Here is a 12763-nt window from a genome sequence, read left to right on the forward strand (position 1 = left end):
ATCATGCTGGACCTTTCGCAATTGCGCAGTTTCGTCGCCGTCGAACAGATGGGCAGTTTCACGCTCGCCGCAGAAAGGCTCGGCCTCGGGCAGTCGACAGTCAGCCAGCACATCCAGCGGTTGGAGGCGGCACTGGGGCGCAGGCTGCTGGCGCGCGATACGCATAAGGTGATGTTGACCGGCGATGGCGAGGCGCTGCTGTCGCATGCGCGCGCCATGCTTTCGATCGAGGGGCAGGTGCAGTCATTGTTTAAGAGCCACAGCCTGCGCGGCAGCCTGCGGCTCGGCGTGTCGGAGGATTTCGTCACCAGTCAGTTGCCGGCGGTGCTCGAGGATTTCGTGCGTTCGCATCCATCGGTCGACCTCGAACTGACGGTTGCGCTGTCCGGTGTCCTATACGAGATGCAGGACAATGGCGAGATCGATCTGGTGCTCGCCAAGCGCCGGCTCGGCGATGCGCGCGGAAAGCTCGTCTATCGTGAGCCGCTCGTCTGGCTGGCGCGCGATCCCGAGCGTGTGCTCGCTTCCGGTCCTCTGCCGCTGATCGCCTTTCCGCCGCCGAGTGTCACACGCGCAATCGCCCTCGAAGCACTCGGACGGAACGGGGTGCCGTGGCGGATCGTCTGCACCTGCGGCAGCCTGAGCGGGCTGACGGCAGCGGCGCGGGCCGGGATGGGCGTGCTGGTGCAGCCGCGCAGCATGGCGCCCTCAGGGCTGAAGGAGATTGCGGTCGGAAAACTTCCGGCGCTGGAGGATGTGGAATTCGTGCTGGTGCCGCGTAAGGGCGCGGATCAGGCGCTGGTTTCAGCACTGTCGGAGGATATTCTGCAAAAGGTGAGAGGACTGAGGTCGACGTGAGTCCTTGCCCCGCCAGCGAAGGGCCTGCCGGGCCCGCAAGCCTTCGGGCAGGCGATCAGGCGGCCAGGCATTTCAGGAAACCATCCACGTCCGCTTCCGTGGTCGCGAAGCTGGTGACGAGGCGGATCAGGGTTTCGCTTTCGGAAACGAGTTCGGGCGCTGCTGCCGGGACTGGCCATTCGTAAAATTTCGCGCCCTTTTCCTCGGCAGTTTTTGCGGCACTCTTGTTGACGACGGCAAAGACTTCGTTGGACGCGGTCGGCCAGGCGAGGCGGGCGGAGTAGTTGCTCGTGCCGATGCCGGCGCGCAGCCTGTCGGCCATGCCGTTCGAATGGCGGGCGAGATCGAGCCAGAGGCCGTTTTCGAAATAGGCGTCGAACTGGGCGGCGATGAAACGCGACTTGGAGAAGAGCTGGGCGGCGCGCTTGCGGATGAAGGGCATTTCCCGGGCCTGATCCGGATTGAAGAAGACGATCGCTTCGGCACACCAGCAGCCGTTCTTGGTGCCGCCGAAGGACAGCATGTCGACGCCGCGCTTCCATGTCATTTCGGCCGGGCTGGCGCCGAGTGCGACCAGGGCGTTGGCGAAACGGGCGCCATCCATGTGGAGCGGCAGATTGCGCTTCCTTGATATGGCGGCGATCTCGCCGATCTCCGGCAAGGAATAGACGGTACCGATCTCGGTCGTCTGGGAGATGGTCACCGCGCTGGCGCGGCCGTGACGGACGGCATCCTCGGGAAAGCTTGCGATCTTCGCCGAAAGCTTTGCCGGATCGATCTTGCCGGCTTCGCCGTCAACGGCAACGAGGCGGGCGGCGCCGGAGAAAAATTCCGGGGCGCCGCATTCATCCTCGATCACATGGGCCCCCGAATGGCAGAAGGTGATGCCGCCGGGCCGCTGGACGCTTGCCAGCGCCAGGGAGTTGGCGGCCGTGCCGGTGGCGACGAAGAAGATCGAAACCTCACGCTCGAAGATCTCGGAAAAACGGGCCTCGACCTTCCTGTCGAGATCGCCGGCGCCATAGGCCGCGGCAAAGCCGGTCGATTCCATCAGCAGACGTTCGGCAATGGATTTGTGGGCGCCGGCCCAGTTATCGGAAGCAAAGAACATGGGGGAAACCGTAGGAAAGGAGGGGTTGGCAAAGTCCGCAGCGGACATTACGCCAAAGCTTCACAGGATCAAGGTTGTCGCCAGCGACACATCACGGAAATTGAACTACGCAATCAATAAACAAAATAATACGTCACGGCGTAATTTTATTTCGTCATGGCCGCTACCCGGGCAATCTTCCGTCGCAAATTGACGTTTTTTGACGGAACGCTCTTGCAGAGCCGAATGCTTTCTGGCATAGAACTGATGAATTAGGACAGTGTTGCTGTCCTATTTTGGCCTTTATGACCGAAGAGGCGCCGAAAGCCCTGGAACAGACCGGCTTTCACGCTATAGTTCTTCCGAGCGTCAAGCCTCAAGGGGCGGCGCGCGGAGGCGAATGGCAGGCGCGGAACGCGACGGTTTGCTTTCCTTCAAAGCAGATGTCTGCGGCCGATCTTCACAATGCAACAGCGCTGTCATGCGCCGAACCTATCTTCGGGTTGCGGCGCGAGACGAAAAGCCGCCCGCGGCCCCGCGGGCTTCGACAGGAGGAAAGATGATGACGAAGACGCCATCCATGGAAGTTGACCGGTTTGCTGCTGCAGAGCTGCGCGCGACGGCCGATATGTCCAAATCCGCCTCCGGCCTGCCGAAGAAACAAGGCCTCTACGATCCGCGCAACGAACATGATGCCTGCGGCGTCGGCTTCGTCGCCCATATGAAGGGTGAGAAGTCGCACCAGATCGTCAAGGATGGCCTGTTCATCCTCGAGAACCTGACGCATCGCGGCGCCGTCGGCGCCGATCCGCTGATGGGTGACGGCGCCGGCATCCTGGTGCAGATCCCCGACCGTTTCTTCCGCGAGGAGATGGCCGAGCAGGGCATCACCCTGCCGCCGGTCGGCGAATATGGCGTCGGCCATATCTTCATGCCGCGCGATGAAAAGCAGATCGAGCACTTCAAGAAAGTGATCAAGGACGTCATCACCGAGGAAGGTCAGGTCTTCATCGGCTTCCGCGACGTGCCCGTCGACAATTCCTCGCTCTCTAAGGCGCCGGCTATTGCCGCAACCGAGCCGCATCATGTGCAGGTCTTCATCGGCGCCGGCGAGGATGCCGAAAACAACGACGAGTTCGAGCGCCGGCTGTTCACGCTGCGCAAGGTGATCTCCAACCGTATCTATGACGAGTTCGACGGCGAGGAGAGCAATTTCTATCCGGTGTCGCTGTCGTCGACGACGGTGGTCTACAAGGGCATGTTCCTGGCCTATCAGGTCGGCGTCTATTACAAGGACCTGTCGGATCCGCGTTTCGAAAGCGCGGTCGCCTTGGTGCACCAGCGCTTCTCGACCAACACCTTCCCGTCGTGGAAGCTTGCGCATCCTTACCGCATGGTCGCCCATAACGGCGAGATCAATACGCTGCGCGGCAACGTCAACTGGATGGCGGCGCGCCAGGCGTCGGTCTCCTCGCCGCTGTTCGGCGAGGACATCTCCAAGCTCTGGCCGATCTCCTACGAGGGGCAGTCGGACACGGCCTGTTTCGACAATGCGCTCGAATTCCTGGTGCGCGGCGGTTATTCGCTGGCGCATGCGGTGATGATGCTGATCCCGGAAGCCTGGGCCGGCAACCAGTCGATGGCGGCCGAACGCAAGGCCTTCTACGAATACCATGCGGCGCTGATGGAGCCCTGGGACGGGCCGGCCGCCGTCGCCTTCACCGACGGCAAGCAGATCGGCGCGACGCTCGACCGCAACGGCCTGCGGCCGGCGCGCTACCTCGTCACCGATGACGACCGCGTCATCATGGCGTCCGAAGCCGGCGTGCTGCCGGTTCCGGAGGAGAAGATCATCCAGAAGTGGCGCCTGCAGCCGGGCAAGATGCTGCTGATCGACATGGAAGAAGGCCGCATCATCTCCGACGACGAGGTGAAGTCGCAGCTGGCGACAGCCCATCCCTATCGCAGCTGGCTCAACCGCACCCAGCTCATCCTCGAAGATCTGAAGCCGGTGGAGCCGCGGGCGCTGCGCCGTGACGTGTCGCTGCTCGACCGCCAGCAGGCCTTCGGCTACACGCTCGAGGATACACGCATCCTGATGTCGCCGATGGCGACGACCGGCCAGGAAGCGATCGGCTCGATGGGCACGGATACGCCGATCTCGGCGATGTCGGAAAAGCCGAAGCTGCTCTACACCTATTTCAAGCAGAACTTCGCGCAGGTGACCAACCCGCCGATCGACCCGATCCGCGAGGAACTGGTCATGAGCCTGGTTTCCTTCATCGGGCCGCGGCCGAACATTCTCGACCATGAGGGCGCGGCGAACGCCAAGCGGCTCGAGGTTCGCCAGCCGATCCTGACCAATGGCGATCTCGAAAAGATCCGCTCGATCGGCCATACGGAAGACCGTTTCGACACCAAGACGCTCGATTTCACCTATGATATCGAGCGTGGCGCCGAAGGCATGCCCGAGATGCTTGACCGGCTCTGCGAGCGCGCGGAAGCGGCCGTCAAGGGCGGCTACAACATCATCGTGCTCTCGGACCGCCAGATCGGGCCGGACCGGATCGCTATTCCCGCGCTGCTCGCCACAGCTGCCGTGCATCACCATCTGATCCGCAAGGGGCTGCGCACCTCGGTCGGTCTCGTCGTCGAGACCGGAGAGCCGCGCGAAGTTCATCATTTCTGCCTGCTCGCCGGCTACGGCGCCGAGGCGATCAACCCCTATCTCGCCTTCGACACGCTGCTCGACATGCATGCCAAGGGCGAATTCCCGAAGGAAGTGGATGCTTCCGAAATCGTCTACCGCTACATCAAGGCGGTCGGCAAAGGCATCCTCAAGGTCATGTCGAAGATGGGCATTTCGACCTACCAGTCCTATTGCGGCGCGCAGATCTTCGATGCGATCGGCCTGCAGTCGGAACTGATCGACAAGTATTTCTTCGGCACCGCGACGATGATCGAAGGCGTCGGCCTCGAAGCGATCGCCGCAGAAACCGTCGCCCGCCATAACGCGGCCTTCGGCACGGATCCGCTTCTTGCCACGACACTCGATATCGGCGGCGAATATGCCTACCGCATGCGCGGCGAAAGCCATGCCTGGACGCCGGATGCGGTCGCCGCCCTTCAGCATGCCGTGCGCGGCAATGCCGAGGACCGCTACCGCGAATTCGCCGATATGGTGAACAGTTCGGCGCTGCGCATGAACACGATCCGCGGGCTCTTCAAGCTGAAGAGCGCCGAGGCGCTCGGCCGCAAGCCGGTATCGATCGACGAGGTCGAGCCGGCGGCCGATATCGTCAAGCGTTTCTCGACGGGAGCGATGTCCTTCGGCTCGATTTCCAGGGAGGCGCATACGACGCTGGCGATCGCCATGAACCGGATCGGCGGCAAGTCGAACACCGGCGAGGGCGGCGAAGAATCCGACCGCTATATACCGCTGGCCAATGGTTCGATGAACCCGGAACGTTCGGCGATCAAGCAGATCGCCTCGGGCCGCTTCGGCGTCACCACCGAATATCTCGTCAATGCCGACGTGCTGCAGATCAAGGTGGCGCAGGGCGCCAAGCCTGGCGAAGGCGGCCAGCTGCCGGGTCACAAGGTTGACGCGACGGTTGCCAAGACCCGCCACTCGACACCGGGTGTCGGCCTGATTTCGCCGCCGCCGCATCACGACATCTATTCGATCGAAGATCTGGCGCAGCTGATCTACGATCTGAAGAACGTCAACCCGACTGCCGATGTTTCGGTCAAGCTGGTCTCGGAAGTCGGCGTTGGCACGGTCGCTGCCGGCGTCGCCAAGGCGCGTGCGGACCATATCACGGTCGCCGGCTTCGACGGCGGCACGGGTGCGTCGCCGCTGACCTCGCTCAAACATGCCGGCAGCCCCTGGGAAATCGGCCTTGCCGAGACCCAGCAGACGCTGGTGCTGAACGGCTTGCGTTCGCGTGTCGCCCTGCAGGTGGACGGCGGCCTGAAGACCGGCCGCGACGTTATCATCGGAGCGCTGCTTGGAGCCGACGAGTTCGGCTTTGCCACCGCGCCGCTGATTGCCGCCGGCTGCATCATGATGCGCAAGTGCCATCTCAACACCTGTCCGGTGGGCGTGGCGACTCAGGATCCGGTGCTGCGCAAGCGCTTCAAGGGCGCGCCGGAGCACGTCATCAACTACTTCTTCTTCGTCGCCAACGAAGTGCGCGAAATCCTCGCCTCGCTGGGCTTCACCCGGCTTGACCAGATCATCGGCGCTTCGGAGCTGCTGGAGAAGGACGAGATGCTGAACCACTGGAAGGCGAAGGGCCTCGACTTCAGCCGCATCTTCCACAAGGTCGACGCTCCCAAGGAAGAGACCTTCTGGACGAGCCGACAGAAGCACCCGATCGACGACATTCTCGACCGCGTGCTGATCGAGCAGGCTCAGCCGGCACTGACGGCCAAGACGCCCGTCGCCTTCGAGGTCGGCATCAAGAACGTCGACCGTTCTGTGGGAGCGATGCTTTCCGGCGAAGTCGCCAAGCGTTATCGCCATCGCGGTCTGAAGGAGGACACGATCAATGTGACGCTTCGCGGCACGGCGGGGCAGAGCTTCGGTGCCTTCCTGGCGCGCGGCGTCACCTTCAACCTGATCGGCGACGGTAACGACTATGTCGGCAAGGGCCTTTCGGGCGGCAAGATCATCATCCGGCCGCCGGAGAATTCGAGGATCGTGGCCGAGGACTCGATCATCGTCGGCAACACCGTGCTTTATGGTGCTACCGAGGGCGAATGCTACTTCCGCGGTGTGGCAGGCGAACGTTTCGCCGTGCGCAATTCGGGCGCGATCGCCATCGTCGAGGGTGTCGGCGACCATGGCTGCGAATACATGACCGGCGGCGTCGTCGTCGTGCTCGGCGCCACGGGCCGCAACTTCGCGGCCGGCATGTCCGGCGGTGTCGCCTACGTGCTCGATGAAACCGGTGATTTCGCCAGCCGCTGCAACATGGCAATGGTGGAGCTCGAGCCGGTGCCCGAGGAGGATGATATGCTGGAGAAGCTTCATCATCACGGCGGTGATCTCATGCACAAGGGACGCGTCGACGTCTCCGGCGACATGACGCGCCATGACGAGGAGCGCCTTTACCAGCTGATCTCCAACCATCTGCATTATACGGGCTCGGCCCGCGCCACTGAGATCCTCGACAACTGGGCCGACTATCGCCCGAAATTCCGCAAGGTCATGCCGGTCGAATACCGTCGTGCGCTCGAGGAAATGGAGCGCAGCCGGATGGGTATCGCCGCGGAATGAATTGCACCGGACATTCGTCACCTGACGACTGCAGGTGACGGATGACGAAAATATCTCGATGACCCGTGACGATCACGCCGACGGCGAAAGCTGTTCAGATCGCACGGATGTCTTTCAGGGGATATGGTCCAATGACGGTCAAGACAAGCAACTTGCCCCGGGTACCGGGACTGACGATAGACAGATTGGCTGCGGTGAGGCGGTCATGAGGGTAAGGGACGAAGATATGGGTAAGGTAACAGGGTTTCTGGAAATCGACCGGCAGGTGGCGAAGTACCAGCCGGCGTCGGATCGTATCCGTCATTTCCGCGAGTTCACGATCCCGATGTCGGACCCGGAAGTGCAGAAACAGGCCGCGCGCTGCATGGACTGTGGCATCCCTTATTGCCACGGCCCGACTGGCTGCCCTGTTCACAACCAGATTCCCGATTGGAACGACCTCGTTTACAACAACAACTGGGAAGCGGCGATCCAGAACCTGCATTCGACCAACAACTTCCCCGAGTTTACCGGTCGCGTCTGCCCGGCGCCCTGCGAGGAAGCTTGCACGCTGAACCTCGAGGATGCGCCGGTCGCCATCAAGACGGTCGAACAGGCGATTGCCGACAAGGCCTATGAGCTCGGCTTCATCCGTCCGCAGCCGGCCACGGTCCATACCGGCAAGAAGGTCGCCGTCATCGGCTCCGGGCCTGCCGGCATGGCGGCCGCCCAGCAGCTCGGCCGAGCCGGTCACGAAGTGCATCTCTATGAGCGCGAGACCAAGCCGGGCGGACTGCTGCGTTACGGCATTCCCGATTTCAAGATGGAGAAGAACTTCATCGACCGCCGCGTCGAGCAGATGAAGGGCGAGGGCGTCACCTTCCATTGCGGCGTCAATGTCGGCGTCGACGTCAAGGTCGAGCAGCTGCTCGCCGATCACGACGCCGTGCTTTACTGCGGCGGCTCCGAGACGCCGCGCGAGGCGGGCATTCCGGGCACCGACCTTGCGGGCGTGCATGATGCGATGCCCTATCTCGTGCAGCAGAACCGCCGCGTCGGGCGCGAGAACATCGACAGCGTCGGCTGGCCGTCGGACCCGATCCTTGCCGGCGCCAAACATATCGTCGTCGTCGGCGGCGGCGATACGGCTTCGGACTGCGTCGGCACGGCGTTCCGCCAGGGAGCCGTCAAGGTCACCCAGCTCGACATCCGGCCGCAGCCGCCGGAGAAGGAAGACAAGCTTGCCGTCTGGCCCTTCTGGGCGACGAAGATGCGCACCTCCTCCTCACAGGCCGAGGGTGTTGTGCGCGAATTTCAGGTGGCGACACTTGAATTCGTCGGCGAAGACGGTGTGCTGACCGGCGTCAAGTGCTGCGAGGTCGACGAACGCCGGCGGCCGGTTCCAGGCACGGAATTCGTCATCCGGGCCGATCTCGCCTTCATCGCCATCGGTTTCCGCGGGCCGTTCACCGGCAGTGTACTGAAGGAGCTCGAGGGCAAGCTGACGCTCAACACCGACAAACGCGGTTCGACCAACGTCGTCGCCAACGACCGCGACTACAAGACTTCGGTCGACAAGTTCTGGACGGCCGGCGACGTGCGCCGCGGTCAATCGCTGGTGGTCTGGGCGATCCGTGAAGGCCGCCAGGCGGCGCGCGCCATCGACGAGGAATTGATGGGCTCGACCGTCCTGCCGAACTGACCACCGGCCGCACACCTTCCCGAAGACCACGAACTCCGCCCCTTCGGCGGAGTTTTTTCATGGTGCGCTGCGCTGTGGTGCGACCGCTTTACGCGGAGGCTATGCGCCGCAAGCCTCAGGCAGTGCCAGGAAGCGAGATTTTCCGCCGGACGCGGGCTGAGGAGGAGCCGGCGACCTCGCAAGGCATTTTCACTTGACCGAGACTTCGGCCGGCGCCTTAACCGCCGGCAGACGGTAGTCATCGACGCGGCCGGGAGGTGCTGGCGTCATTTCGCCCTGCTCGACCAGCAGGTCGCGCGGCGACCGCGTCAAAGCCACAGGCGGCGGCCTGGCGCCGAGCAGCTCGCCGCCGCCGTCGAGATTGGGATCGGAGAGGCTGATCGGCACGGTATGTTCGACCGGATTGGCGGGAAGGCCGAGGCCGGGCAGATTGCTGGAGTCGAGGCGGACCAGATCGGGACTTGCCTGCGTACCGAGAAGACGCCGCGCCGGTTTTTCCACATAGAAGGCGAGCTTGCGTCGGCCGGCCTGGGTCAGGTTGATGCCATCGGAGGTGCGCAGGCGCACCTGCTGGCCGTTCACATCCGAACCGGTGACGATGAAGTTGCCGTTTTCGTCGACGAAACCATCCCAGATATCGACGAATTCACCACCGATGCTTTCGACCTGGTTGCGGTAGAGCTGGTTCATCTGGACGGCATCGGCCGTCATCTGATCGGATTCGAAGGCGGGAAGACCGACCCAGAGCAGCGGGATCTTGCGGTCGGTGACCTCCTTGCCGAAGGAAAGCACGCGGTGGCGGTATTCGGTGAACCAGCCATCGGTGCGGAATTTTTCCTTGGCGGTGTCGGTCACCATCTGCTGGCGATCGTTGGCGCCGATCATGACGACGACCATTGCCGGCTTCAGCTCGTCGATCATCTTCGGCAGCTGTTCCGGCCAGTCGTAATAATCGTCGCGGACAAGACCCGATGAGACGTTGCCGCGGGCTTCGACGACGACACCCGGCGAGGTCTCGAAGGCGGCGGTGAGGCCGTCGCCGAGGCCGCTGGCCAGGAAATCGCCGACGATCAGGATTTTTCGGGCGTCGGCAAGCTTCTGTACGGCCGGCTCCTCCTCAACGGGAGCGCGGACCGGCGGTGCAGTGCGGGTATTGACGATGGCTTTCTGCGCCGGCGGGCGTTTGCGCTGCTGGCGTCTCGGCTGCTGAACGTCAGGGGCTTGCGGGCCGTCGTCGAGATAGCGCCGGCCAAGGAAGAAATCGAAGATGGACCTACGCTGATAGCGCTGCTCCTGGGCTTCGGCGACATGCACCGGCGCAGACACGCCAAGGCATAGCGAAGCCACCGCCAAGGCGAGCACGAGCCAACGGATTTTACGGGTCCGATCAGTTTTCTTCGTCATGGGCAGTTCCGCATCTGCCGGCATCTTGCACGCAGGGCAGGCCAGCGTCCACTCCCGCTTTATGTAGGTCACGGTTCCGACGCTTCCAATCAGCGCTTACTTTTCGGTGTCGTGTTCTAGCGACGAAGTGCATTCAGAAGCGGCAAGGAGGGCTCGCCGTCGGGCTGCATGCCGATGCGCGACTGCACGGCTGATATCGCCGCCTTCGAACCTGAGCCGAAATTGCCGTCGACCTCGCCACTGTAATAGCCGAGCGTCTTGAGACGCGTCTGCAGCTCGAATTTCTCAGTGATGTCGAGTGCGCCGTTCGGGCGCGGCCAGCGCTGCTGCATGCCGCCGTAGCCGGCGATCTGGTCGGCCAGCAGGCCGACGGCAAGCGCGTAGCTATCCGAGGCATTGTAGTTCTTGATGGTGAAGAAGTTGGCGGTCATCAGGAAGCCCGGGCCACTAGGCCCGGCCGGCATCTTCAACACGGCCTTGGTAGCGCTCTCGCGGAAGGCCTTGCCGTTCGGGCGTGTCAGGCCGAGGGCTGCCCATTGGGCCAATGTATGGGTCTTGCCGGCCTGCTTGGCGACTGCAGCGGGAACGACGACCTCGTAGCCCCAGGTCTTGCCGGTATCCCAGCCGTTCTTCATCAGGAGATTGGCCGAGGTCGCCAGCGCGTCGGGGATCGAGTTCCAGATGTCACGATGGCCGTTGCCGTCGGCATCGATGGCATAAAGCAGGTAACTTGTCGGAATGAACTGGGTGTGGCCCATGGCGCCGGCCCAGGAGCCGGTCATCTCGCGTGCCGGCACGTCGCCATTCTGCAGGATCTTCAGCGCGGCAACCAGCTGTTTCTTGGCGAATTTGGCACGGCTCGGATCGGCATAGGCAAGCGTTGCCAGGGCGCGCGGCACGTAGTGCAGCCGGTCGTCCTTGTCGAGGACCGCGCCGTAATTCGATTCCATCGACCAGATAGCCAGCAGTATGGTCTTGTCGACGCCGAAGCGCTGCTCGATCGCAGCGAGCGTTCTTGCGTGCTTGGCGGCCATCTCGCGGCCGATCTTGACCGTATAGGGATTGACGCGACTATCGACATAGTCCCAAATCTTCGAGGTGAATTCCGGCTGGTAGGTCGCCTTTTCGAGCACGGTCGGATCGGGCTCGCTCACCCCGGAAAAGGCCTTTTGATAGGTTGCCTTAGTGATGCCACTCTGAGCGGCAGTCTGGTAAAAATCCGCGATCCATTTCTGGAAGCGGGAATCAGCTTGCGCGTTGTCGGGGACCAGGGCCACCTGGACGGCGACAACGAGGGCGAGAGCAAGACCACGAAGGGAGTTTTTGTGATTCTGGGTCATCGACAGTCGTATCCGTCATCTTTAGTTTCTGGTGCAGCGGGGCATCACGTCCGCCCAGACCCGAGACTACAGGAACGGAGTCAACAAATTCTTTACCATGGCGGCCCGCTGCGGTCACCATTTGCAAAACAGTAGCAATTCTATACTAGTTAAAGCTAAAAAGCTCTAATTCCAAAGCGATATGATCGAAGCAGGAGGCCGGGTGTGGCTCAACACAACAAAGTTCGTAAAGCAGTATTTCCGGTTGCAGGGTTGGGAACGCGATTCCTGCCGGCGACAAAGGCTGTTCCGAAGGAAATGTTGACCGTCGTCGACAAGCCAATCATTCAATATGTCGTCGATGAGGCGATCGAAGCCGGGATCGAACATCTCGTCTTCGTCACCGGACGCAACAAGCACGTCATCGAAGATTATTTCGACATTCATTTCGAGCTGGAACAGACGCTGCGCGAACGCGCCAAGAAGGCGGAGATTACCCTTCTCGCCCAGCAATTGCCGAAGGCCGGCACGGTGAGCTTCACTCGCCAGCAGGAGCCTCTCGGCCTCGGCCACGCCGTGTGGTGCGCCCGCGAGATCGTCGGCGACGAACCCTTCGCACTGCTGCTGCCCGATATGATCATGAAGGGCGACAAGGGCTGCATGAAGGGCATGATCGATCTCTATGCCCAGAGCGGCGGCAATATCATCGCCGTCGAGGAATGCGCGCCGGACCAGGCGCATAAATACGGCATCGTCGGCGTCGGCGAGGCGATCGGCGACGGCTTCCGCATCACCGGCATGGTGGAAAAGCCCGCCAAGGGGACGGCGCCTTCCAACTTCTTCATCAACGGCCGCTATATCCTGCAGCCTGAGATCTTCAAGATCCTCGAAACCCAGGAGCGCGGCGCCGGCAACGAGATCCAGCTCACCGACGGCATGCTGAAGCTGCTGAAGGAACAGGATTTCGCCGGTTACCACTTCCGCGGCGCGACCTACGACTGCGGCGCCAAGGACGGCTTCATCCTGGCAAACGTCGCCTTCGCCCTCGAACGCGCCGATATCCGCCCCTCCGTCGAAGGCGGTTTCAGGGAACTGCTTGCCGGCCTGAAATAAGCCGCAGATTCAAT

The 12763-nt window shown here is 62.4% G+C and carries 7 protein-coding genes; 4 read left to right on the top strand and 3 right to left on the bottom strand.

Features of this window, described 5'->3' with window-relative positions; genetic code table 11:
• Nucleotides 1-3: 3 nt before the first annotated feature.
• Nucleotides 4-858 (top strand): LysR substrate-binding domain-containing protein, encoded by an 855-nt coding sequence (locus tag GFM02_RS19075; protein ID WP_168322419.1) that lies wholly within the window; start codon nucleotides 4-6, stop codon nucleotides 856-858.
• A 55-nt stretch (nucleotides 859-913) separates the two neighbouring features.
• On the opposite strand, the gene GFM02_RS19080 is transcribed toward GFM02_RS19075, so the two are convergent.
• Nucleotides 914-1969 (bottom strand): threonine aldolase family protein, encoded by a 1056-nt coding sequence (locus tag GFM02_RS19080; protein WP_168322420.1) that lies wholly within the window; start codon nucleotides 1967-1969, stop codon nucleotides 914-916.
• Nucleotides 1970-2507: 538 nt separating this feature from the next.
• Between GFM02_RS19080 and gltB the strand changes: the two genes are divergently transcribed.
• Entirely contained in the window at nucleotides 2508-7232 is a 4725-nt protein-coding gene (gene gltB, locus GFM02_RS19085; RefSeq protein WP_205930373.1) for a glutamate synthase large subunit, read from the top strand.
• A gap of 226 nt (nucleotides 7233-7458) precedes the next feature.
• Nucleotides 7459-8913: a glutamate synthase subunit beta gene (locus GFM02_RS19090; RefSeq protein WP_168322422.1), complete on the top strand. Its 1455-nt coding sequence runs from the start codon at nucleotides 7459-7461 to the stop codon at nucleotides 8911-8913.
• Nucleotides 8914-9102: 189 nt separating this feature from the next.
• On the opposite strand, the gene GFM02_RS19095 is transcribed toward GFM02_RS19090, so the two are convergent.
• Together GFM02_RS19095 and GFM02_RS19100 are read right to left on the bottom strand one after the other, a co-directional pair.
• Complete coding sequence (locus tag GFM02_RS19095; protein ID WP_205930380.1) at nucleotides 9103-10341, bottom strand: SGNH/GDSL hydrolase family protein; 1239 nt, start codon at nucleotides 10339-10341, stop codon at nucleotides 9103-9105.
• Nucleotides 10342-10433: 92 nt separating this feature from the next.
• Entirely contained in the window at nucleotides 10434-11657 is a 1224-nt protein-coding gene (locus GFM02_RS19100; RefSeq protein WP_168322423.1) for a lytic murein transglycosylase, read from the bottom strand.
• Between the two features lie 204 nt (nucleotides 11658-11861).
• Here GFM02_RS19100 and galU point away from each other — a divergent pair, with 204 nt between their 5' ends.
• Nucleotides 11862-12749 (top strand): UTP--glucose-1-phosphate uridylyltransferase GalU, encoded by an 888-nt coding sequence (galU, locus tag GFM02_RS19105; protein WP_003542870.1) that lies wholly within the window; start codon nucleotides 11862-11864, stop codon nucleotides 12747-12749.
• The last annotated feature ends 14 nt before the right edge of the window (nucleotides 12750-12763 follow it).

Source organism: Rhizobium leguminosarum bv. viciae (genome assembly GCF_012276115.1).
GTDB classification, from domain to species: Bacteria; Pseudomonadota; Alphaproteobacteria; order Rhizobiales; family Rhizobiaceae; genus Rhizobium; species Rhizobium leguminosarum_T.